Annotated in this window: 25 protein-coding genes and 2 pseudogenes; 4 read left to right on the top strand and 23 right to left on the bottom strand. The window is 69.2% G+C overall.

Going from position 1 to position 22152, the window contains the following annotated elements:
* Nucleotide 1 precedes the first annotated feature (1 nt).
* The 10 genes and pseudogenes from EDD90_RS50630 to EDD90_RS50585 form a co-directional block, all read right to left on the bottom strand.
* The gene (locus EDD90_RS50630; RefSeq protein WP_123979985.1) at nt 2-610 is read right to left on the bottom strand and encodes a hypothetical protein; all 609 of its coding nucleotides are present in this window, start codon (nt 608-610) and stop codon (nt 2-4) included.
* A 115-nt stretch (nt 611-725) separates the two neighbouring features.
* Nucleotides 726-977 carry a hypothetical protein gene (locus EDD90_RS50625; RefSeq protein WP_123979983.1) on the bottom strand — a complete coding sequence of 84 codons (252 nt, stop codon included), beginning with the start codon at nt 975-977 and terminating at the stop codon, nt 726-728.
* A complete protein-coding gene (locus tag EDD90_RS50620) occupies nt 974-1339 on the bottom strand; it encodes a hypothetical protein (protein ID WP_123979981.1) in 366 nt (121 codons plus the stop codon). Before EDD90_RS50620 ends, EDD90_RS50625 begins: the two co-directional genes overlap by 4 nt.
* A gap of 243 nt (nt 1340-1582) precedes the next feature.
* Nucleotides 1583-2497 carry an alpha/beta hydrolase gene (locus EDD90_RS50615; RefSeq protein ID WP_123979979.1) on the bottom strand — a complete coding sequence of 305 codons (915 nt, stop codon included), beginning with the start codon at nt 2495-2497 and terminating at the stop codon, nt 1583-1585.
* Nucleotides 2498-2518: 21 nt separating this feature from the next.
* Nucleotides 2519-3547 carry a 4-hydroxy-2-oxovalerate aldolase gene (gene dmpG, locus EDD90_RS50610; protein ID WP_123979977.1) on the bottom strand — a complete coding sequence of 343 codons (1029 nt, stop codon included), beginning with the start codon at nt 3545-3547 and terminating at the stop codon, nt 2519-2521.
* Nucleotides 3544-4518 (bottom strand): acetaldehyde dehydrogenase (acetylating), encoded by a 975-nt coding sequence (locus EDD90_RS50605; protein ID WP_123979975.1) that lies wholly within the window; start codon nt 4516-4518, stop codon nt 3544-3546. The genes dmpG and EDD90_RS50605 overlap by 4 nt, the downstream gene beginning before the upstream one ends.
* Nucleotides 4515-5312, bottom strand: coding sequence for a 2-keto-4-pentenoate hydratase (locus tag EDD90_RS50600; RefSeq protein WP_123979973.1), 798 nt, complete (start codon nt 5310-5312; stop codon nt 4515-4517). Before EDD90_RS50600 ends, EDD90_RS50605 begins: the two co-directional genes overlap by 4 nt.
* A 5-nt stretch (nt 5313-5317) precedes the next feature.
* Nucleotides 5318-6256, bottom strand: coding sequence for a 3-carboxyethylcatechol 2,3-dioxygenase (locus EDD90_RS50595; protein WP_123979971.1), 939 nt, complete (start codon nt 6254-6256; stop codon nt 5318-5320).
* A 12-nt stretch (nt 6257-6268) separates the two neighbouring features.
* The gene (locus tag EDD90_RS50590; RefSeq protein ID WP_123979969.1) at nt 6269-7252 is read right to left on the bottom strand and encodes a zinc-binding dehydrogenase; all 984 of its coding nucleotides are present in this window, start codon (nt 7250-7252) and stop codon (nt 6269-6271) included.
* Nucleotides 7253-7386: 134 nt separating this feature from the next.
* Nucleotides 7387-7912 (bottom strand): annotated as a pseudogene (locus tag EDD90_RS50585) (transposase); the annotation flags it as partial.
* A 223-nt stretch (nt 7913-8135) separates the two neighbouring features.
* Between EDD90_RS50585 and EDD90_RS50580 the strand changes: the two are divergent.
* Complete coding sequence (locus tag EDD90_RS50580) at nt 8136-10223, top strand: AAA family ATPase (RefSeq protein ID WP_123979967.1); 2088 nt, start codon at nt 8136-8138, stop codon at nt 10221-10223.
* A 69-nt stretch (nt 10224-10292) separates the two neighbouring features.
* Nucleotides 10293-10583, top strand: coding sequence for a DUF4193 domain-containing protein (locus EDD90_RS50575; RefSeq protein WP_123979965.1), 291 nt, complete (start codon nt 10293-10295; stop codon nt 10581-10583).
* Nucleotides 10584-10798: 215 nt separating this feature from the next.
* Here the strand turns inward: EDD90_RS50575 and EDD90_RS58105 are convergent, their stop codons facing one another.
* Both EDD90_RS58105 and EDD90_RS58100 read right to left on the bottom strand, forming a co-directional pair.
* Nucleotides 10799-11284, bottom strand: coding sequence for a transposase (locus EDD90_RS58105; RefSeq protein ID WP_260328591.1), 486 nt, complete (start codon nt 11282-11284; stop codon nt 10799-10801).
* Nucleotides 11208-11492, bottom strand: a complete 285-nt coding sequence (locus tag EDD90_RS58100) for a transposase (RefSeq protein ID WP_260328818.1) — start codon at nt 11490-11492, stop codon at nt 11208-11210. Before EDD90_RS58100 ends, EDD90_RS58105 begins: the two co-directional genes overlap by 77 nt.
* Nucleotides 11493-11670: 178 nt before the next feature.
* Between EDD90_RS58100 and EDD90_RS56075 the strand changes: the two genes are divergently transcribed.
* Nucleotides 11671-12108: an ester cyclase gene (locus EDD90_RS56075; protein ID WP_185149516.1), complete on the top strand. Its 438-nt coding sequence runs from the start codon at nt 11671-11673 to the stop codon at nt 12106-12108.
* 214 nt (nt 12109-12322) lie between these two features.
* On the opposite strand, the gene EDD90_RS50560 is transcribed toward EDD90_RS56075, so the two are convergent.
* On the bottom strand, nt 12323-12856 hold the full coding sequence (locus EDD90_RS50560) for a hypothetical protein (protein ID WP_260328590.1): 534 nt from the start codon (nt 12854-12856) through the stop codon (nt 12323-12325).
* 627 nt (nt 12857-13483) lie between these two features.
* Here EDD90_RS50560 and EDD90_RS58095 point away from each other — a divergent pair.
* On the top strand, nt 13484-13612 hold the full coding sequence (locus tag EDD90_RS58095) for a hypothetical protein (protein WP_260328589.1): 129 nt from the start codon (nt 13484-13486) through the stop codon (nt 13610-13612).
* A 321-nt stretch (nt 13613-13933) separates the two neighbouring features.
* Here EDD90_RS58095 and EDD90_RS59270 read toward each other — a convergent pair.
* The 10 genes and pseudogenes from EDD90_RS59270 to EDD90_RS50505 form a co-directional block, all read right to left on the bottom strand.
* A pseudogene (locus tag EDD90_RS59270) lies at nt 13934-14182 on the bottom strand (transposase); the annotation flags it as partial.
* Between the two features lie 237 nt (nt 14183-14419).
* The gene (locus EDD90_RS50545; RefSeq protein ID WP_123979957.1) at nt 14420-15094 is read right to left on the bottom strand and encodes a CoA transferase subunit B; all 675 of its coding nucleotides are present in this window, start codon (nt 15092-15094) and stop codon (nt 14420-14422) included.
* Complete coding sequence (locus EDD90_RS50540) at nt 15091-15846, bottom strand: CoA transferase subunit A (protein ID WP_053740097.1); 756 nt, start codon at nt 15844-15846, stop codon at nt 15091-15093. The genes EDD90_RS50545 and EDD90_RS50540 overlap by 4 nt, the downstream gene beginning before the upstream one ends.
* Nucleotides 15847-15857: 11 nt before the next feature.
* Nucleotides 15858-16214 (bottom strand): SDR family oxidoreductase, encoded by a 357-nt coding sequence (locus EDD90_RS58745; RefSeq protein ID WP_123979955.1) that lies wholly within the window; start codon nt 16212-16214, stop codon nt 15858-15860.
* On the bottom strand, nt 16211-16963 hold the full coding sequence (locus EDD90_RS50530) for an SDR family NAD(P)-dependent oxidoreductase (RefSeq protein ID WP_123979953.1): 753 nt from the start codon (nt 16961-16963) through the stop codon (nt 16211-16213). Before EDD90_RS50530 ends, EDD90_RS58745 begins: the two co-directional genes overlap by 4 nt.
* A complete protein-coding gene (locus EDD90_RS50525) occupies nt 16960-17931 on the bottom strand; it encodes a fumarylacetoacetate hydrolase family protein (protein WP_123979951.1) in 972 nt (323 codons plus the stop codon). Before EDD90_RS50525 ends, EDD90_RS50530 begins: the two co-directional genes overlap by 4 nt.
* Before the next feature lie 104 nt (nt 17932-18035).
* Nucleotides 18036-18974, bottom strand: a complete 939-nt coding sequence (locus EDD90_RS50520) for a VOC family protein (RefSeq protein ID WP_123979949.1) — start codon at nt 18972-18974, stop codon at nt 18036-18038.
* A gap of 25 nt (nt 18975-18999) precedes the next feature.
* The gene (locus tag EDD90_RS50515) at nt 19000-20058 is read right to left on the bottom strand and encodes an amidohydrolase family protein (protein ID WP_123979947.1); all 1059 of its coding nucleotides are present in this window, start codon (nt 20056-20058) and stop codon (nt 19000-19002) included.
* Nucleotides 20059-20155: 97 nt separating this feature from the next.
* The gene (locus EDD90_RS50510) at nt 20156-21127 is read right to left on the bottom strand and encodes a cyclase family protein (protein WP_123979945.1); all 972 of its coding nucleotides are present in this window, start codon (nt 21125-21127) and stop codon (nt 20156-20158) included.
* Nucleotides 21124-22122, bottom strand: coding sequence for a fumarylacetoacetate hydrolase family protein (locus EDD90_RS50505; protein WP_123979943.1), 999 nt, complete (start codon nt 22120-22122; stop codon nt 21124-21126). The genes EDD90_RS50510 and EDD90_RS50505 overlap by 4 nt, the downstream gene beginning before the upstream one ends.
* Between the last annotated feature and the right edge of the window lie 30 nt (nt 22123-22152).

Genomic DNA, 22152 nt, shown 5'->3' with positions numbered 1-22152 from the left:
TTCAGTTCAGGTCCGACAGGAACCGCTGCACGGCGGCCTCCTGCCGCTTGAGCCGGTGGCCCTCCGCGACGGTGAGGCCCGGGTGGGCGACGAACCACGCCTCCGCCGGGATCTGGTACTTGACGATGAAGTCCTTCACGTCCGGCGAGGTGATGCCGGGCCAGCCCTCGACGTTGCTGAAGAGGTAGTCCATCATCTCGGGGATCTTGGTGGCGAAGTCGTCGATGTAGGGGTCCCACTCGCCGTCGAAGGCGGTCGCGAACAGCAGCTTCGTGTCGTTCTCGAGGAACACGAACCGCATGTTGTGCAGGGTGCCGACCTGACCGGCGCCCGCCAGGTTCCCCCCGATCAGCCGGAAGAACTTCCGCAGGTGCGCCGCGCCGTTCGGCTTCAGCGGCAGGATCGTCGTCAGCTCGGACACCTCACCGCTCTTGGCGCCGATCCGGCCGGCGGTGGTGACCGCGTGTTCGGTCATCTCCGCCTTGTCGACGAGGATCTCGGCGGCCTTGACCTTGAGAGCGATCTTCGCGTCCAACAGGGCGGTCTCGACCTTCTCGCGGACCGCATCGGGGAACTGCTGGAACTTGGCGTGCAGGTCAGTCTCGCTCATGGCGCCTCTCCTTGGGCGTGGGCGGTAATACTTCATGTATCGCCATAAATAGGCCACCACGGAGTGGCGGGCAAGCGGGACGAGACCCACTTTCTGACTATCTCCGCATGACTGATTACATCATCAGTTTGCTGTCTCGGCTTGTCAATGCACTACTCGCAAGCAGTCGCATGACGCGGGTCTCCAACCGCCCGTTGCCGTGGGACCGGTCGTAGAACTTCGCCGTCGCCTTGTCCCAGGGCAGTGTCTTGAGCTGCGCATAAGGGATCGGCTGGTTCTTCTTGACGGGGAAGGCATAGTGCGCGTCCTTCTGCTCGACGAGGAAGTGGGCGTGTGCGCGCTGGGTGTGCAGGGCGTCGGCGGTCACCTCACGCCGGTCAGGTTGTAGGGCTCTAACGGGGCCGCGAAGCAGGTGATTTCGTTGGTCTTGTCCGGCACTCGCAGCTGGGTGACGGCCGTCATGGCACAGGTCACAGCGGCCGGCAGATGTGCGGCCGGGCTGTCGCCGCTGCACGAGCCGCGGGTGCTCTTGCCGTCCACGGCCGGGGTGTCGGACCCGGCCGGGTCGGCGCCGAGCAGGTCGGCCAGGCCGCCGGGACAGGTGGTGTTGATGATCCGGCGGACGGTCGCCGGGCTCGGCGCAACGCGGACGGCGAACACGCTGGTGGTGCGGGCACCGAGCCGGGCGAGAGCCTCCTGCGGAGCGTTCTTGGCCCACTGGCCGATCACGGCGAACGAGGGGCCCGACCAGTACGGCCGAGCACGCGATCAGCAGCACGCTCACGAACGGGTGACGCTTCCCGCGCCGGTGCCGCGGATCAGCCAGTGTGGCCAGCCGCTGCGGCAGTCCCGACAGTGCGCGGTGCTGACGCGAGGGCGACTTGATCAGGCAGATCGCACCGAGTGCGTACGACACCGGCGCCGGCGAGGGAGCGGTCCCCGCCGACGCGCCGGTGAGGGTGCGCCGCACCGTCACCGAACGGCTGGAGCCCCGAGAGTCCGCTTGAGGAAGGCGATCTGGTCGGGAACCAGCTGGTCGAAGCCCTCCCCGACGTAGGGGTCCCAATGGCCGCCGGGGTAGGCGAGCAGCTTGCCGTGCGGAGCCGCGGCCGCGAGAGCGGCAGCGGGGCCCGGCGGCGTGAGGTCGTCGTGGTCCATCACCTGGACCAGCAGGGGGCAGGTGAGCCGGGGGGCGGCCACGACGGCGCGGAAGAAGGGCAGCGACAGGATCACGCGCGCGCTGACCTCGTTGTCGTAGGGCACGTCCGCCGGAAGGAGGCGCAGCATTCCCTCGTAGGCGTCCGCAGTGGCCAGCACGGCGCCCTGCTCACCGCGGCGGCCCACGGCCTTCACGGTGTACGGCTCACGGCCGAGGCGAGCCCCGAGGGCGTCCCGGACGCCCGCCACGCCCAGGCCCAGCACATGGGTCGCCGACCTCTTCACCATGTGCACCAGCGCGGCCCGGCCGTCGGCGAGGGGCGCCTGCGACACCACTGCGGCGATGCTCGGGTCCTCCGCGGCGACCAGCACCACGGTGCCGCCGGACATGGAGCTGCCCCACACAGCGACACGCCTGGAGTCGACCTCAGGACGGGACCTCGCCGCGGAGACGGCGGCGTGATAGTCGGCGACCAGCCGCTTGATCTCGAGCAGGTTGCGCGGACGCCCGCTGGACTCGCCGAAGGACCGGTAGTCGAAGACCAGGGCGCCGAGCCCCTCGGCGGCGAACCGCTCGGCGTAGGCTGCGAGCCGCATCTCCTTGATGCCGCCGAAACCGTGCGCCAGGACGACGCAGGGGGCGGGTCCGTCGACGCCTTCGGGGGCGTACCACCAGGCGTCCAGTTCGTCTCCGCCGATCGGGATCCGTATGGGCAGACGTTCACCCATGGGCTTCCTCCTTACTGTGTGTCAGTTCACGGGCCCGGTAGCCCGGTTGGACATCAAGTCGAGTGCGATGTCCACGATCATGTCCTCCTGGCCTCCCACCAGGCCGCGCCGGCCGACTTCCAGCAGAAGGGTGCGGGCGTCGACGCCGTAGCGCTCGGCGGCGATCTCCGCGTGGCGCAGGAAGGAGGAGTAGACGCCGCCGTAGCCGAGGGTGAGCGTCTCGCGGTCGACCTGTACGGGGCGGTCGCGCAGAGGGCGGACCAGGTCGTCGGCAGCGTCCTGGAGGGCGAACAGGTCGCAGCCGTGCTTCCAGCCCTGGATGTTCGCCACGGCGATGAACGCCTCGATCGGGCAGTTTCCGGCACCCGCTCCTTGTCCGGCCAAGGAGGCGTCGACGCGGGTGACGCCCTCCTCGACGGCGACGACACTGTTGGCGACCGACAGGGAGAGGTTCTCGTGCGCGTGGATGCCGATCTGAGTGCTCTCGTCGAGTACGTCGCGGTAGGCGCGGACCCGTTCGCGTACGCCGTCCAGGGTGAGGCGGCCGCCGGAGTCGGTGACGTAGACGCACTGGGCGCCGTAGGACTCCATCAGCCTTGCCTGCGCGGCGAGTTGGGGCGCCTCGGCCATGTGGCTCATCATCAGGAAGCCCGAGACGTCCATGCCCAGCTCGCGCGCCTTGGCGATGTGCTGGGCCGAGATGTCGGCCTCGGTGCAGTGCGTGGCGATCCGCACCGAACGGACACCGAGGGCGTGGGCGCGCTCCAGTTCGGCGATGGTGCCGATGCCGGGGAGAAGGAGCGTGGTGAGGACGGCGTTGTCGATCGCGTCCGCCGCGGCCTCGATCCACTCCCAGTCGGTGTGGCTGCCCGGGCCGTAGTTCAGGGAGCCGCCTGCCAAGCCGTCGCCGTGGGCGACCTCGATGGCGTCGACGCCGGCCGCGTCGAGGGCGGCCGCGATGCGGGCCACGTCGGCAGGATCGATGCGGTGCCGGATGGCGTGCATGCCGTCCCGCAGGGTCACGTCCTGGATGTAGAGCTGGTGAGTCATCGGCTGGCCTCCGCGGTGACGGTGGTGCTGTGCCGGGCGATCGACTCGGCGGTGCGCAGGGCGGCCGAGGTCATGATGTCGAGGTTTCCGGCGTAGGCGGGCAGGTAGTGGGCGGCGCCCTCGACTTCGAGGAACACCGAGACACGGGTGGTCACCGGGCCCGCGCCCTCGGGGAGCAGGGTGTGCACGGGCTCGCCTTCCACGATCGGGGTGAACTGCACCTCCTGCTTGAGGCGGTAGCCCGGCACGTACTGCGCGACCCGCGCCGCCATGTCCTTGACTGAGGCCCGGATGGCGTCGTGGTCCGCGTCCCCGATGAGGCAGAAGACGGTGTCTCGCATGATCAGCGGGGGTTCGGCAGGGTTGAGGACGATGATCGCCTTGCCGCGGGCCGCGCCGCCGACGTTCTCGATGGCGTGCGAGGTGGTCTCGGTGAACTCGTCGATGTTGGCCCGGGTGCCGGGACCCGCCGACTTCGAGGCGATGGAGGCCACGATCTCGGCGTAATGGACCGGCGTCACGGCGGACACGGCCGCGACCATGGGGATGGTGGCCTGGCCACCGCAGGTGACCATGTTGAGGTTGTCGGCGCCCGCGTCCAGCTGCTGCTCCAGGTTGACCGGCGGGACGACGAACGGGCCGATGGCGGCAGGCGTGAGGTCGATGAGCTTCTTGCCGTACGGCGCGAGCCTGTGCGCGTTGGCCAGGTGGGCCTTGGCCGAGGTCGCGTCGAAGACGATCTCGATGTCGTCGAAGTGCGGCATTGCGATCAGGCCCTCGACGCCCTCGTGGGTCGTCGGGACCTTCAGTCGGGCGGCGCGGGCGAGGCCGTCGGACTCCGGGTCGATGCCCACCATGGCGGCCACTTCGAGGGTGTCCGACAGGCGGAGGATCTTGATCATCAGGTCGGTGCCGATGTTGCCCGACCCGATGATGGCGACCTTGGTCTTTGACGTCTTGGGGGAAGTCATGCGTCCCTCTTCTCGGAGAATGCGGCGGTGACCTCGCCGAGCGAGCTGATCTCGGCGCGGATCCGGGTGCCGGGCGGGGCCGGGACCATCGGGCCCAGCGCGCCGGAGAGGACGACCTGTCCGGCCCGCAACGGGTCACCCAGGTCACGGGCCGTCCGGGCGAGCCAGGCCAGCGCGTTCAGGGGGTCGCCGAGGCAGGCGGCGCCGTTGCCCTCGGAGACGAGGACGTCGTCGGCGTACAGCCGCATCACGGTCGCGCGGGGCTCGAACTCGTCCAGCGTGAGGCGGCGTTCCGCCAGCACGAACAGTCCGCTGGAGGCGTTGTCGGCGACCGTGTCGGTGAGGGAGATGTCCCAGTCGGCGATACGGCTGTCGACGATCTCCAGCGCGGCCACGGCGTAGTCGACCGCAGCGTGCACCTGCGCCGGGTCCAGGTCGCCGTCGGCCAGGTCCTCCTTGAGGACGAAGGCGATCTCCGCCTCGGCCTTGGGCTGCAGCAGCCTGCCGGAGGGGACCTCGGCGTCGGATGAGACGTCCATGTCGGCGAAGAGCACCCCGAAGTCAGGCTGGTCGACGCCGAGTTGGCGCTGGACGGCCGGGGAGGTCAGGCCGATCTTGCGGCCGACGACGACCGCACCGCTGTCCACTCTGCTGCGGGTGAGTGCCTGCTGTACGGCGTACGCGGCGTCGACGTCCTGGGTACCGAGCAGATCGCGTACCGGGGCCACGGGCCGTCCCTCGGCGAAGGCGGCGGCGAGCCGGGCGGCCGCCAGCTCGACGGGTGTGACTGCCATGCCGGTCACCGCCCTTCCGCCGTGGTCACAGCGAATCCGGCGATCCAGGCGGGGATGGCCTCGTAGAAGCGAGACGTCATCTCGTACTTGCCGGTGGCCGCGAGGGAGGCGTACGCCGCGATCCAGGTGCGGACCTCGTGGGCGGAGCCGCCGCCCTGTGCGGCCATGTCATCGACGGTCCAGGAGTCGAACTCCGCGAGGTCGCCGCGCTCCAGATGGTCGAGGAGGAGGTTGTCCCAGGCGGGGTTGATCGGGATCATCTTCGTCGACCCGGCGGCGTAGTCGCGGCCGGCCTGGACGACCCGCTCCTCGCCCTTCGCACGCTGCTGAGGGGTGGGCGGGTTTCCCTCGATGAGCGCGTCGGCGACCCGGGGCGGTGCGCCCTCGAGCACCGGCACCGGCGGGTCGTGGGACAGACCGCCGGAGGCGACGAACAGCACCCGCTTGTCCAGGTCGGCCGCGGCCTGACCGACCGCGGTGCCGAGTGCGCGGATACGGCTGACCGGGCCGAGCGGGGTCGCCACGCCGTTGACGAAGACGGGCACCACCGGCACGCGGTCGATACCGCCGAAGAGCACCTCCAGGGGCTGCGCGAAGCCGTGGTCCACGGTCATCCGGGCCGAGACGGTGAGATCGATGCCGCGGTCGAGCACCCCCTTGGCCAGCGTCTTGGCGGCGTCGGTGTCGACCGACAGCGGCCCGCCCTGGGAACCGAAGTCGCCCACCGCGTGGGCCTCGGTGGCGAGGCAGAACGGGGGCATCTCCTTGTAGAAGAAGCCGTTGTAGTGGTCGGGCGCGTAGAGGACGACGAGCTCCGGGTCGAAGCGGCGGACGAAGGCCCTGGCGCTCTCGACGGCCTCGTCGACGCGGGCCAGAACCTCGGGCTCGGGGTCGTTCCTGCCGATCAGGGGCGAGTGCGAGAGCCCGACGACAGCTGCGGTCATGGGAGAGGGTCCTTAACTCTGGGGGGCCGACGGGTGGATGACGAGCTTCCCGGTCAGACCGCCGTCGATCATGAGCTGGAAGCCCTTGTGGATGTCCGTGAGGGGCAGGGTGCGGTCGATCACGGGGCGGACTCCGGTGGCCTCCATCAGCCGGAGCAGCGCGACGAGCTCGCCCCGGGTGCAGCCGGTGGAGCCGAGGACACGTCCCTGGAGGTAGAAGATGCGGGCCAGGTCTGCGGGCGGGTTGGCGCCGCTCGTCGCTCCCGCGATCACGACCGTGCCGCCGCGCCGCAGCGACTTCAGCGAATGGGACCAGGTCGCCTCGCCGACCGTCTCGATCACGACGTCCGCCCGCTCGGGCAGCCGTGCACCGGGGGCCAGCGCGGCGCGCACCCCCCAGGTGAGGGCCTCGGCACGCTTGGCCTCGCTGCGGCTGGTGGCGTAGACGACGGCCCCGGCGGCCACCGCGAGCCGGATGGCGGCGGAGGCGACCCCGCCGCCCGCGCCCTGTACGAGCACCCGGTCGCCGGCGGTGATCCGGGCCTGGGTGAAGAGCATGCGGTAGGCGGTGCCCCAGGCGACCGGCAGGCAGGCCGCCTCGTCGAAGGACAGCCACGCGGGCTTCGGCACCAGGTTGCGGGTGGGAACGGTCAGGTACTCGGCGAAGGCCCCGTCGTGCTGTTCGGACAGCAGCGCACGGTTGGGGTCGAGCGTCTCGTCGCCCCGGCCCGCGTCCGGGTCTCCGATCACCGGATGCACGATGACCTCGTTGCCGTCCTCGTCGTATCCGGCCGCGTCGCAGCCGAGCACGATGGGAAGGCGCTCCGGGGGATGGCCCACGCCACGCAGCGTCCACAGGTCGTGCATGTTCAGGGAAGAGGCCACGACCCTTACCCGGGACCAGCCGGGCTTCGGGTGAGGTACCGGTACGTCGCGCAGCACCAGCCCGGACAGCGGGTCGGCGGCGCTCTGGGAGATGGCGGTTGCTGCAAGCACGCAGCCACGTTCACCCGCACCCGGAGGCAGGACCTAGCCCGTGTGCCACGGTGCAGCACACGTCCGGGCTCCTGCCGGACGGCGGCCCGTGCCCGGCCCCCTGCACTCCCCTCGGGCGCCTGGCACGCCGACCAGCGCGCGGCGTGGCCGCTCGGCATCCCACGACGACTCGGCCACTCATTGGGATGCGCGGGAAAAGATCGCTTGGCCGAGACGCCGACGAGGAGGGGCAGTCCCTTCGCGTCCGACAGGACGTGCATCTCGGAACCCGGCTTGCCGCGGTCCACTGGGCTCGGACCTGTGTGTTCGCCCCCTTTTGGCCCTCATGTAGGCGGTGTCGAGGACGACGCGGGTGACATCGATGAGGCCGGCGTCATCGAACCGGTGCAGCGCGGCCTCGTGGAGGCGGCCCCAGACACCGGCCCGCGACCAGAACAGGAAGTGGCGGTGAGCCGTCGATGTCGATATGCCGAAACAGGGCGGCAACTGGCGCCAGGCGCAGCCGCTGACCAGGACGTAGATGACGGCCGCGAACAGCGTCTCATCAGGCGTGTCCTGCGTTCCGGCGCCCTGCGGCCTCACTTTCCACGACGGGATCAGCGGCTTCGCGATCTCCCACAGCCCGTCCGGAACAATCCAACTCCGCGTACCCCGCCCCATGCCCGGAACAACGACGCCTCACCACGTAGAACACGGTCTAAATAAAGGTGCGATGCAGACATAATCACTCTTGACAAAATCACGTACGCGTGAGCACTGAGACGGATACCAAATCGGCTCAGCATTACCTCTGGCGACGGTGACTAATTTCTCGAAGAAGTCAAAATTTACTTTCCCTGAGCTCTCGTCGATAGTGGGCACCCGAATCGAGAGGAGCTCTCCGTTGTCGCTATCCAACGACTCCGCTGCGCGTCAGGTCGAGTGGGAACAGGAACGAGTTTCCACGCTGTACGAGCTGCTCACAGAGCGGATCTCCGAGGCACGGACACGCCTGGCGGAAGTACTCAGGACGCCGGCCGAGAGTGCGAGCGAGACATACGAGCGCGGGATCACCGCCGACCGCCTGACACAGGAGATCGGACGGCTCGAAGGGGCCGAAAACGGACTGGCCTTCGGCCGCATCGACTGGGCGGACGGCACCACACTGCAGATAGGCCGGATCGGCCTGCAGACAGAGGACGACGACCTGCCCCTGCTCGTCGACTGGCGTGCGAACGCGGCGCGGCCCTTCTATGAGGCCACGCCGGTTCACCCGATGAACCTGCGGCGACGCCGGCACCTGCGCCTGGACGGGCGCGCGGTGGTCTCGGTGAGCGACGAGATGCTGGACGGCTCCGCCCCGACCACCGAGGACGTCGTGGGCGACGGCCCGTTGACCGAGGCCCTTTCGGCACGGCGTACGGGCCGAATGCACGCGGCCGTCGCAACGTTGCAGACCGAGCAGGACAAGATCGTCCGCTCCGCGCACCGCGGCGTGACGGTAGTGCAGGGCGGGCCCGGGACGGGCAAGACGGTGGTCGCGCTGCACCGGGCGGCGTATGTCCTGTACGCGTTCCCGCGCGCCGCGAAGGAAGGCGTCCTGGTGGTCGGGCCCAACGCGCGGTTCCTCGACTACATCTCCCGGGTCCTGCCCTCGCTCGGCGAGAACGACGTCGTGCTGGCGACATGCCAGGAACTGGCCGGAGTGGTCCCCACCGCGGTGGAGTCGTTCGACACCGCGCGCCTCAAGGGCAGTTCCGCTCTCGCTGACGCACTTGCCGACCTGCTGCGCACCAGTCAAAGTACGCACGGCGACCTCACCTTGCGGGTCGGGCAGGACGTGGTTCACCTTACGGAAGCCACAGTCCGAACCGCACGCGACGCCGCCGTGGCGACCGGGCTGGGACACAATCCAGCGCGCCAGGTGTTCAAGGAGCTTCTGGTCGACGCCCTCACCGAGACGCTGGAACGCAATACGGGTGACCTCTTGGAGCAGATCGACAACGAGGTGGCCCAGCTGACGGGCCGGAACCTCGACCGATTCACGGCGGCGGACCTGCGCCACCCCAGCCCACACGATGCAGCCGCCTCGGGATCGGCCGCCCTTTTCGACGCGGACGCCGTCCGGGCCGACCTCCTCGACGACCCCCACATCGACCAGGCCGTGGAAGCACTGTGGCCGCACTTGACACCCGGTGGCCTCGTGCGGGCTCTCCTGACAGACCTCGACACTCTCGCCGAGTACCTTCCCCGGCTGACACCGGACGAGCGGTCGCGTCTGCTGCGTGCCCCGGACGCGCCGTGGACCGAAGCCGATATAGCGCTGCTGGACGAGGCGGCTAGCTTGGTCGACGGCCCGCCGGAGCGCGTGTACGGGCACGTTGTCGTCGACGAGGCTCAGGAATTGACCGCCATGCAGTGGCGGATGATCGTCCGCCGCTGCCCGGCAAAAGCCATGACGCTGGTGGGCGACTTCGCCCAGGCGGGCCCGGTCACGACGGCGCATGACTGGAAGGAGGCGTTGAGTCCGCATGTCGGCCCGCGGTTCCAGCTGCACAGTCTGACGATCAGTTACCGCACCACGCAGGAGATTCTCGCGAGTACCCGAGACCTGCTCGCCCGGATCGCTCCGGATCAGGAGCCGACACGGTCACTGCGCACTGGCGAGACTCCCCGCACCGTGACCACACCTGTTGAGAAGCTGGTCGCCACCGTCGTCCAGGAACTTCGCACCCAGAGCTCCGCGTACCCGGGCGAGCTCCTCGGGGTCATTTGCGCAGAGGCGAGGGTGGGCGACCTGACAGCCTCTGACATCGCACAGCACGCACGCATCGTTCCAGCATCCGAAGCACGCGGGCTGGAGTTCGACGGAGTCGTCGTCATCAGCCCCGAAGAGATCACCACGGCGCGCCCCGGCGGGGAGAGGGACCTGTACGTAGCCCTGACCCGGGCGACCAAGCGGCTCTGCACGATCACCGTCCAGCCCGCCTGACACACTCCGTCCGCTTCCCACCGCTCAGACATACGCGAGCACGGCAAACGCCACGACAGAGAAGGCAAGATGGCGAAGGACTTCGACACCCCACGCAACGACGGCATCATCGACAACCTTGAGGAACTCAACACCCGGAGCACCAGCAAATCCGTTCTTGCCATCGACATGGACGAGTCCGAGGCCGCCGAGGGCCTCGAACTGCCCGGTGCCGATCTTTCGGGCGAGGAGCTGACAATCCAGGTGCTTCCGCAGCTGGACAACGAATTCGTCTGTACGGTCTGCTTCCTCGTGCGCCACCGCAGCCAACTGGCCGATGCGAGCAGCGGCCCTCCCGTCTGCCGCGACTGCGACGTCTGACCGTGCGCGCGTGATGTCGTCCTCGGGAGCTCAGTCGCGGCGAGGTAGCTGTCGATGGGGTCGGACCGGTATTGGATCTTCTGAAGTCTGCGACACAGAACCGGCGCTGCCGCTTGGTCCACGTGTCCTTCACCTAGCACGCGGACCCACGTCAGACCGCGCGTGGTCGAGTGCAAGTTGCCACCAGTTCCCGGTGTGAGACCTTCAGGATTCGGCTAATACTCCAGCAGCAGCGGTTCGCCATCTGGCCTGCTGAGACTGCGCCGGGCCAGCGCCCAGCGGTGATGGGTGGGCCGCTCACCGTCGAAGTCCTCGATCACCGGGAGCTGGACGGCCGCCCAGTCATAGACGCGCGGGCCCTTGGCGCCGTCGCCGCACGAACGTTGCTCCCATGCCTCATCCGGCGCCTGACGGAAAAGATGGTCGATCCGGCCGTAGCACGGTACCGGCTGGGACTTCGGGACGGCGAGCACGTAGCCGACTGCGGCTTCTTCCAGCATCCGGCGAAAGCGCCACTCCTGGCCGTAGGCGGCATCTGCGGTCACCCAGGCGTTCGGCAGCGGGGAGGCGCGTGCGCGCAGCACGATGGCCCTGGCCAGCTCTGGTTTGGTGGCGAAGCCCCTCTCATCGGGAATCTTGGCGGCGCGGCAGCGTTCGCGGTCGTCCGTCCAGGACTTGGGCAGATACAACTCCCGGTCCACCAGGGCGCGTCCGTGGGTGGTGGCGTAGGCGGCGAAGACGCCGATCTGACTGGGGGTACTCCCACTGGGGGATTTCGGTGCGGCCGGCGGTGCCGGAGTACTGACGCTGTACGCCTGCGGAGGTGGTGCCCTTCTTGATGAAGCCGGTGTCGTCGAGGATGAGGACCCCGTCGGCCTCGCCGAGCCTGTCGGCGACGAAGGCCTGCAGGTCGTCGCGGACGTCGTCGGCGTTCCAGGTGGCTGCGTTCAGATCTCATCGACGAAATCAATGCGAGCCTATTGACACGAACCATTTCCCGCTGCGCCCGAGCGCTCCTACGCTCACTGTCAACCGCGAGCAACGGCGCCGCGTGCGGCGTCGTCACAGCAATCGTGAGGAGAAGCTTGTGACTTCAGTGGATGCAGTCGCGAAGGCGGACGTCGCAAAGGAATACTTTGCCGCATTCAATCGGCGGGATTTCGAAACACTGACGAACATATTCGCCCCGGATATTTTCTTTGAGCATGAAAGCCCGATCCAGGGGCGCGACAAGATCATTTCGATGTTGCAAGGGTTCTGCACCGCCTTCCCTGATCTCACATTCTCCGTTACCGACCAGATCAGCCGCGAGGACGAGGTAGTGTGCTTCCTGCGTTCGTCAGGAACCTGGCGGGGTGAGTTCGCCGGGGTTTCGCCGACCGGCAGGCACTTCACGGCTTGTACCGTCGACCGTATTCGATTCTCCGGTGCGTCCATTGCGAGCATTTCGACGGTGTGCGAGGTCCTGGGCGGCTTCAGCATGATGCACCAGTTGGGGATCGCTGCGCAGCAGTCGGAGGTGTAAGCGACCGCCTCGGTGCAACGGCGGGTGTTCGGCGGCACGAAGCACGGCGCGGCATTCGGCTACGCCGCGGCGCCCCTGAGCGAGCGCGACTCGCACTGCTCGACGCGGCGCAGGCTACCGGTAGTTCGCTAGATTCGGCGGTGGCGCGGGTTGACGGCGAATCAGGTTGGCCGTAGTACTCCAGCCGTAGTTCGCGATCACGGCGAGTCGCTGCTCACGGCCCGTAGACGAGATCCGCGCCCCCACTGGCCTCAATCAGCCAGGACAGTGAACCGCTTCCGAAGGGCCAGCCAGTGGTGGCCACCTGCACCCAGCCGCCCGACTCGTCGGTTCCTGCGTGCCACCACCACCAGCTGCGATCGTCTCCCATTCCTTCCTCGGTCGGGTCGAAGTAGTACAGCCATCCCGAGAGCGTCCACGGCCCCTGATCGACGGCCGCTCTCTCCTCTGGCGTCATCGCCCGCCATTGACGCAGCCACGCCTCGACGTCGAAGGGCTCGCCATGCTCCGGTTCCGGGGTCTCGGGCGCGCACCGCTGGATGAACCAGGTCGGCAACAGTTGCGGCCAAAGCTCATCTGTCGGCCAGTCACCCATCTGGGCGACCACACATGCCAGTACCGCACGCGCGTTGTCGATGACCTGGGCTGGGTCCTCGGCAGTGAACCGGAGGCGCACGAGAAACGGCCGGGGCTCGTCGTCATCCTCAGCCCCAGGTCCAGATCGAAGGCGCCGCAGCTCGCCTGTCATGATTTCCACGGTGAGGAAGTTTGCACACAGGCACCGACCTCGCGACATCTCGATATCGCCACCGGTCAGGGGACGCGAACCTCTATGGCTGGACAGTTGGCTTGCCGTTCGTAGTGGCAGGCTCGGGCGCGGGCTTGGTGTCGGCGTCGCCAGTCTGACCAGCGCAAGCGGTCACAACTCACGATGATCAACGGTGGCCGCAGCCATCTCCGCACCAACCCCGACCAGCAAGATCACGATCTAACGGTTGGAGTACTAACTCGTCGGTTTTCCGTCTCCGGCGATGAGGATCGGTGCAACTCAGCAGCAGTGCGAAAGACGCTACCGTGCGCAACAGGTGTGGCGCGAGCACCCGATCAGGTCAGGAACTCAGCGTCTCGTAAATGCCCGCATCCCGGACCGCCGGCGAAAGCCCCCTCGGTCCGGGGCTGCGGTGGCCGCCAGCTCGTGGAGCCGGCCGATGTCCTCCAGCGGATGGACGCCCTCCACGACCGGTCGACACACGGTTGCGGGCCGCGGTCGATGAGGTGGAACGTGAGCTTATGCCCGGGTCACGGTGTCGGACGTGTTGACCGTGGCGCCGGCCGCAGCGTCGGAGTCTTCGCTGAAGGGGCGGTTGCGGGATCGATGGTGCCGCACCGGACCGAGGGCATGCCGGCGTCCGTGCTGGCCGTGGACTACCAGCGCAATGCGGAACTGCTGGAGTCGGACGTCGGGCGGAAGGTATTGGCTGTCAGCAGCTGGCTGCGGTGCTGAGGCTGCAGGTGGTGCCGGCGAAGGTCGAAGGGTGCGGTCGAAGGCGAAACGGCTGGCGGCGCTGGGTTGGATCCGGCAGGTGCGGCCGGGAGTGTTCACCGCGCTGACGCAGAGCGGCTGAACCCTGCCGAATGTCGGCCGACGAGGCGGCCGCTCATGAGCATGGGCGGTGCGTTGGACGATCTCCAGAATGAGATGGAGGTTCTCGGCCACCCAGTCGACCAGCCGTCCCGCCGCCGTCCGCCCACATCAGGCGGATCGAGGAGTACCCCGCGTGCAGTTCCTCGACCAGTTCGACAGCGGCATCGTGGTCCTGGACAGTCACCGCGGTCGCCGCGACGGCCAGGACCCCGCACGGACTGCGAGTCCATGATCGCGGCCAGCGGGTTCACAGCGCGGCCTTCCTTCTCCCTCACGCAGCCGGTCATGGAACTCGCCGAGCAGACCGGTCGCCTGCCAGCGTCGGGTGAAGGCGTGCACTCGCCGGTACGGCGGGAAGCCCGCAGGCAGACTGGCCCACTTGACGCCGTTGTCGACCACGTAGCACATCGCATCCAACATCACACGGTGGCAATAGCTTTCTGGTCAGCCGCCCCGCCCCTGCAACCATGCCGAAACCGGTAGCAACGGCCGGACGACCTGCCACTCCGCGTCCGTCAGATCCGAGCCAGCGACCTGCCTGTAGGCCCGGCTCGCCGAGGCAGTCTGCCGGTCCTGTCCCGACCGCACGCGGTGCACGTTCTCTGCGCCCGACCCCGTTCGGCAGCTCACGAGATCGCGGGAACGACCCGCTGTCGAGGGGCACGTTCAGCAGGCAGCGGTGACGGAGTCGGTCCGCAGGGGCGCGGCCGTCTTCGCGGTGATCTCGTCGAGGGTGATGCCGGGTGCGGTCTCGACGACGGCGAGGCCGTCGGGTGTGACGTCGAGGACGCCGAGGTCGGTGATGACGCGGTGGACGCACCGTTGGCCGGTGAGCGGCAGGGTGCACTCGGTGAGGATCTTCGGGCTGCCGTCCTTGGCGGTGTGCTCCATCAGGACGATGACCCTGCGGGCGCCGTGGACCAGGTCCATCGCCCCGCCCATGCCCTTGACCATCTTTCCGGGGATCATCCAGTTGGCCAGGTCACCGCGTTCCGACACCTGCATGGCCCCCAGCACCGCGGTGTCGATGTGACCGCCGCGGATCATGCCGAAGGACATGGCCGAGTCGAAGAAGGAGGCCCCGGGCAGGACGGTGACCGTCTCCTTGCCCGCGTTGATGAGATCCGGGTCGACCTCGTCCGGGGTCGGATAGCGGCCGGTGCCCAGTATGCCGTTCTCGGAGTGCAGCACCACCTGCACGCCGGGCGGGAGGTGGCCGGGGATGAGGGTGGGCAGGCCGATGCCGAGGTTGACGTAGGAGCCGTCGGTGAGTTCGGCGGCGGCGCGGACGGCCATCTGGTCGCGGGTCCAGCCGCGGGGTGTGTCCGTCGTCGGGCTCATGCTCGTACCGTCCTCTTCTCGATCTGCTTGTCGGCGGCCTGAGCGGGGGTGAGCTCCACGATCCGCTGGACGAAGACGCCGGGGAGGTGGACGGCGTCGGGGCTCAGCTCTCCCGGTTCCACGAGCTCCTCGACCTCGGCGATCGTGATCCGGCCAGCCATCGCCGCGAGCGGGTTGAAGTTGGCCGCGGCTCGGCGGAAGACGAGGTTGCCGTGCCGGTCCCCCCGCCACGCCCGGACGAGGGCGAAGTCGGTGGTGATGGCGTGCTCCAGGATGTGCGGTCGGCCGTGGAAGTCGCGGGTCTCCTTGGGCGGGGAGGCCACGGCGACCGAGCCGTCCGCCGCGTACCTCCACGGCAGACCGCCGTGCGCGACCTGGGTGCCCACACCGGCCGGGGTGTAGAACGCGGGGATGCCCGCGCCGCCGGCGCGCAGCCGTTCGGCCAGTGTGCCCTGCGGCACCAGCTCCACCTCCAGCTCGCCCGACAGGTACTGGCGGGCGAACTCCTTGTTCTCGCCCACGTAACTGCCCGTCACGCGGGCGATCCGGCCGGCGGCGAGCAGCACGCCCAGCCCGCGGCCGTCCACGCCGCAGTTGTTCGACACGACCTGCAGGCCGGTGGCGCCCTGTTCGTGCAGGGCCCGGATCACCACTTCGGGGATGCCGCTGAGGCCGAAGCCGCCGACGGCCAGTGAAGCGCCGTCGGGAATGTCGGCGACCGCCTCGGCGGCGTTCGCGCTGACCTTGTTCACTGATCGACCTTTCAACCGGGGAGTACGGATGACCAGCCGCCGTCGACGACGAGGTTGGTGCCGGTGATGTACAAGGCCTCGTCGGAGGCGAGGAAGACGGCGGAGCCCACGACCTCGTCGGAGAGGCCGACGCGGCCGAGGGGGATGTGGCGGGCGATGGTGTGCATGGGGGTGATCGGTGGAGAGCAGGGAGTCAGGGCCGTGCCGCCCGCGTCCCCCACGAGCCGCTGGGTCTCCAGCGCCTCCTCGTGCAGCAGATCTCCGTCGGGGACGTTCGCGCCCTCGGCCGCGAAGCGCAAGGCCGCCGCCCGGCCCTGGCCACGGGCGGTGCCCGGGATCAGGGCCACCTTGCCTTCGAGACGTCTCATGACGCCTCCGGGCGCAACGCTCCGGCGATGGACTTCACACCGCCGTGCGCGGTGAGTCCGCCGTCGACCGGGATCTCGGCGCCGGTGATGAAGGAGGACTCGTCGGACAACAGGAAGACCACGAGCTGGGCGACCTCGTCCACTGTGCCGGTGCGGCCGAGCGGGGTCTCGCGGATGTTCGCCTCGCGGAAGGCGGGCGCGGCGGAGGCGGTCATCTCGGTTTCGATGAAGCCGGGGTGGATCGTGTTGACGCGGATGCCGCGCGGGCCGAGCTCGGTGGCGGCGGTCTTCGACAGGCCGCGCAGGGCCCATTTGCTTGTGGTGTAGGCGACCGGGTAGTGGCCGGTGAGCGCGGCGGTGGAGCCGACGTTGACGATGGACGAGCCGGGCGGCATCAGCGGGGCGAGGTGCTGGATGGCAAGGAGCGGGCCGGTGACGTTGACGGCGTGGTCGCGGGCGAAGTCGTCGGGGGTCACTTCGTCGAGGCGGGCGCGCCAGGTGATGCCCGCGTTGTTGACCAGACCGTGCACCCGGCCATACGACTCCCTCAGTTCCGCGGCCAGCTCCGCCCAGTGCTTCTCGTCGGTGACGTCGAGGCGGCGGCAGCCGGGGGCCTCAGTCACGTCGGTGGCGATGACACGGGCGCCTTCGCGGGTCAGGGCCTCGGCCTCGGCGGCGCCCTGGCCGCGCGCGGCGCCGGTGACGACGACGACCTTGCCGAGGAGTCTCTTGGGGTGCAGGTCGTTCACGGCCGTTCTCGGGTGCGGCGGCGGGCGGTCGGCAGGAGCTGCGGATCTCTGCCCGCTACCACGGTGTTGGAGACGGTGCCGATGCCCTCCACCGTGAGCGTGACGGTGTCGCCCGGCTTCAGCGGGGGCGGGGACTGCTCGCCCTGGACACCCCACAGCTCGGCGAGGCAGCCGCCGTTTCCGCAGGTGCCCGAGCCGAGCACGTCGCCGGGTCGGACGACGGTGCCGCGGGATGCGTAGGCGACCATCTCCTCGAAGGTCCAGCTCATGTTGGACAGCAGGTCCTTGCCGACGACCTCGCCGTTCACGGAGGCGGTCAGCGCCAGGCGCAGAAAGCCGTCCGTGTCGCGGTACGGCTCCAGTTCGTCGGCGGTGACCAGGTACGGGCCGAGGGTGGTGGCCGTGTCCTTGCCCTTGCAGGGGCCGAGGCGGACCTGCATCTCGCGGGACTGCAGGTCGCGGGCCGACCAGTCGTTGAAGACCGAGTAGCCGATGATGTGGTCCCGTGCCTGCTGCGGCGTCAGGTCCTGCCCCTCCCGGCCGATGACGGCGGCGACCTCCAGCTCGAAGTCGAGGACCTCGCTGCCCGGCGGCACCGGGACGTCGTCGTGGGCGCCGATGACGGCGTACGGGTTGGTGAAGTAGAACGTCGGGGCGTCGTACCAGGCTTCGGGCACCCCGCCGACGCCGTCCATGGTCCGCGCTACCCCTTCGACGTGTTCCTCGAAGGTGACGAAGTCCCTTACGGTGGGCGGCTGAAGCGGTGGCAGCAGCCGGACCTCGGACACGTGAGGGCCCGGCGGGACGTCGAGCGTGGCGGTGCCGGCGCGCAGGAGTGCGTCGAGTCCGTCGCTGCGGCTGATCAGCTCCGTGAGCGCGCGCGCCCCGGGAACCGGGTGGAGGGTGCCGTCCTCCTCCACGACGGCGACCCTGCGCTGCTGTCGGTGTTCATAGGTGGCGAAACGCATGCACGGCTCCAGGCTCTGGCGGTCTTCGACAGCGGTGGGAAGCAGGGACGCGGCAAGGGCGTCAGGGCGGTGACAGGGCCACCGCGTCCCCGGGGTTCGAGGCGTCAGACCGGCGGAGCGACGAAGCAGCCGCGGTCGACGTCGTTGAACGACTCCTTGGCGACCAGCTCGTTCATCGGGTTTGCCGTGCCCCACTGGTCGGCGACCCCGGGCTGGGAGAAGTCATAGACGTGGGGGTGCCAGGTGTCCTCGTCCAGCAGCTCCAGTTCCGTCGTGTATTCGACGGTGTTCCCGTGCGGGTCGAGGAAGTAGGTGAAGGTGTTGTCGCCCGCCGTGTGCCGGCCGGGACCCCAGAGCTTCGTGAAGCCGGCGCGGAGCACGCGGCCGGTGCCGCGCATGTACTCGTCGATGCCGCGCATCTCGAAGGAGACGTGGTGCAGGGCGGTGTGCGGCCCTTGGGCGATGGCCATGGAGTGGTGCTGGTTGCTGATGCGCATGAAGTGCATCGCCTCGCCCATCTTCGGATGCATCAGCGTGTCGGAGAGCCGGAATCCGAGGTGACGCTCGTACCACTCCCGAGTGCGGTTCAGATCCGGTGAGTTGAGGACGACGTGCGACAGCTTGACCGGGATCGACTCCTTCTCCTCGATCTTGCGGTGCTGCCGGACGTTGACGTCCGCGGAGACCTCGATGGTGCGTCCGTCGACGTCGAAGAAGCGGAAGCCGTACCCGCCTCCGGGGGTGTCGACCTTGCCCGGCTGGGGGATCAACTGCACTCCTCCGGCGAGGAGTTGCTCGGCGAGGGTGTCCACGTCCGCCGCGCTCGCGGCGCCGTACGAGACGAGGTCGAGGCGCTTCTCCTCGGCCTTGCGCAGCCGCACCACGTACTGTTCGGGGCTGCCTTCGGCGGCGAGAAAGGAGATCCCGGAGTCCTCCTCGACCTTGGTCAGGCCCCAGACGCCGGCGTAGAAGTCGAGTTGCTTGTCGTAGTCGGGCACGGCGAGGTCGACGTGCCGCAGATGGGTGAGCAGGCGGGCGCTCATGATGGGTTTTCCTCCTGTGCGGGGGTCAGGTGAGGCGCAGCAGCGTTGTCGCGTTGCCGCCGCGCACGGCGTGGAAGTCGTCGTCGGGCAGGCGTGCGGCGCGCAGTGCGCCGACGGGGTCCTCGGTGCCCATGTCGAAGGGGAAGTCGGAGCCGAGCAGCACCCGGTCAGCGCCGGCCGCGCCGATGAGTGCCCGCAGTACCTGCGGGTCGTGGACCAGCGAGTCGAAGTACAGGCGCTTGAGGTAGCTGCTGGGCAGGTGGGCGCAGCCCGCGCCCGCGTCGGAGCGGGCCGACCAGGCGTGGTCGGAGCGGCCGATGTGGGTGGGCAGATAGCCGCCCCCGTGCGCGGCGATGACCTTCAGCTCCGGGTGCCGGTCCAGTACCCCGGAGAAGATCACGTGCGAGAGCGCGACGGCGTTCTCGGTGGGCTGGCCGACGGTGTTGGACAGGTACCACTGGTCGAGGCGTTCGTCGAGCGTGCAGCCGAAGGGGTGCAGGAAGAGGATCGCGCCTGTCTCCTCGGCCCGGGTCCAGAAGGGTTCGTAGGCGGGGTCCGACAGCTCCCGGCCGGGCGCGTGCGAGGAGATTTCGACACCCAACAGGCCCATACTCACGGCGAGTTCGAGCGCGCGCACCGCCGATTCCGGGTGCTGGAGGGGGACGAGGCCCAGACCGCGCAGCCGGCCGGGCGCCTGGGCGCAGTGGGCGGCCGTCGCCTCGTTGGCCAGGCGGTACACCTTCTCCGCCGTCTCCTCGTCCGCCCAGTAGTGGAAGTGCGAGGGCGACGGGCTGACCAGCTGGACGTCCACACCCTGCGCGTCCATCGCGGCCAGTCGTACGGCGACGTCCGTCAGCCTCGGGATGCGCTCGGCGACCATGGGGCCGTTGACGGCCAGGGCCGCGGGCCCGTTGCGGCGGGCGTCGAGGGCCTTGGCCTGTACCAGGCCCGGCAGGTCGGCCACCAGAGCCTCGACCTCGGGGATCAGGAGGTGCGCGTGGACGTCGACCGTCGGGGAAGTGCGCGCGTCCGTGCTCGACGAAGGGCGGCCCCCGGCGGTGGCCGGGGGCTGGTGGGCCGTCACGGCAGCTCCTTGAGCACCGGCATGGTGGCGTCCAGCAGCCCGGGCACGTCACCCAGTGCTCTCTTGCCTTCCATCGCCAACTCCTTTGTCGGGCAGGTCACTTGACGGCGACCGGGTTGACGGGGGAGCCGACGGCTCCGGTGATGGGCAGGGGCGCGGCGGTGAGCCAGAACTCGTACACGCCGTCGGAGGCGCAGTCGTCCGCGAGGGCGTCGGGGTCCCACATCTCGCCGATCAGCAGGCCCATGTGGGGGATGACGACCTGGTGCAGCGGCTGGAAGGCGCTGTCGAACTCGTTCGGCCGTACCTCGAAGCCCCAGGTGTCGGTGGCGATGGCGGCGATCTCGCTCGTGTGCAGCCAGCCGGCGGTGGTGAAGGACAGGCCGGGAGAGTCGCCGCCCGCATAGTCGCCCCAGCCCTCGCGGCGGGTGCGCGCCAGCTGCCCGGTCCGGACGACGACGATGTCCCCGCGGCCGACGGCCACGCCGTGCGCCTCGGCCGTCGCGGTCAGGTGTTCCTCGGTGATCGCGAAACCGTCCGGCAGCTCTCCGCGTTCACCGCCGATCACCCGGCCGACATCGAGGAGGACGCCGCGCCCAGCGACGTACGGGGCCATGTGCTCGATGCCGGTGACCAGATCGCCCTCGGAGGTGACGACCTTCTCCGCCGCCCGACCGTTCCAGGCCTTGCCGTGGTCGAAGATGTGCCCGAGACCGTCCCACTGGGTGGAGCACTGCAGCGGCATCGCGATCACGTCGTCGGAGCCGCCGAAGCCGTGCGGCATGCCCTGGTTGCCGAGGGCCGCGTCCGTGCCCGTGGCCAGCATGGTGTGGACGGGGTTGGTGCGGCGCCGCCAGCCCTTCTGCGGGCCGTCCATGTCGAACCGCTGCGACAACGAGAAACTCACGCCCCGGCGGACCAGTGCCGCACCCTCGCGGCGCTTGGCCTCGTCGAGGAAGTTCAGCGTGCCGAGCACGTCGTCCTCGCCCCAGCGCCCCCAGTTGGAATACCGCTTGGCGGCCTCGTTGATCGCGCCCTCGGTGTCCGTGGGGTCGAGCGGGGCCGTCACGACGCGGTCCTGTCGGCGACGCAGCGGGTGCGCTGCGCACCCAGACCCGTGATGGAGCCCTCCATGACGTCGCCGTCGCGCAGCAGCCGTCCCCAGTGCATGCCGTTGCCGGCCGGGCTGCCGGTCAGCACCAGGTCGCCGGGCAGCAGCCGGGAGGTCCGGGAGATGTAGGACACCAGCCGTGCGATGCCGAAGAGCATGTCCTTGGTGGACTCGTCCTGCATGGTCTCTCCGTTGAGCTTCAGTGTGACCCGCAGGTCGCCCGGGTCGGCGATCGACTCGGCGGGCACGATCCACGGGCCCAGCGGGGTGAAACCGGGGGCGTTCTTGGAGCGCAGCCAGTCGGTGCCGATGGCCTTCATGTCCCGGCGGAAGACGGTGGCGCGGTCGGTGAGGTCGTTGGCGATGGCGTAGCCGGCCACGTACTCCAGGGCCTCCTCGACCGGCACCCGGTAGGCGGGCTTGGCGATGACTGCCGCCAACTCCAGCTCCCAGTCGGGCTGTTCGGCCCAGTCCGGGAGTTCGATGTCGTCGAAGGGGCCGGTGATCGCGCTCGGCAGGCCGATGAACACGTACGGCAGGTCCTCGGCCGCCCGCCGGTCCATGACCGCGGCGACCTCCGCGCGCGCCTCCTCCACGGTGCGGGGATCGGCGGCGGAGCGGTGGGCGACCTCCAGGTCGATCACGTGCTGCCGGTAGTTGGCGCCGGACTGGAAGACCTGGCGGGGCTCGACCGGCGCGTGCACCTGCAGGTGCACCAACGGCCGCCAGCCGGCCGTCTCGTCGGCCGCGAGCTCCTGCAGGCGAGGGAGCATCTCGTCCCAGCGGTCGAAGATCGCCCGGGTCGTCAGGGTGGGCTCTCCGAGGGCCGTACGAAGATCCAGCACGCGCCCCCCGGGGATCACGAGACCGGGGAAAGGCGCCTGGTCAGAGACGGAGAGAACGCCAAGGGCGAAGGGTCCGGAGAAGGACGCGGAAGCTGCTGCGGGTTTCACGGGAATGTCCTCCAGATTGCGTTGCGACCG

Source organism: Streptomyces sp. Ag109_O5-1, assembly GCF_003814875.1.
GTDB lineage: Bacteria > Actinomycetota > Actinomycetes > Streptomycetales > Streptomycetaceae > Streptomyces > Streptomyces sasae.
Note: the sequence above shows the minus strand (reverse complement) of the source record. Positions and strands in the feature narration are given on the sequence as shown.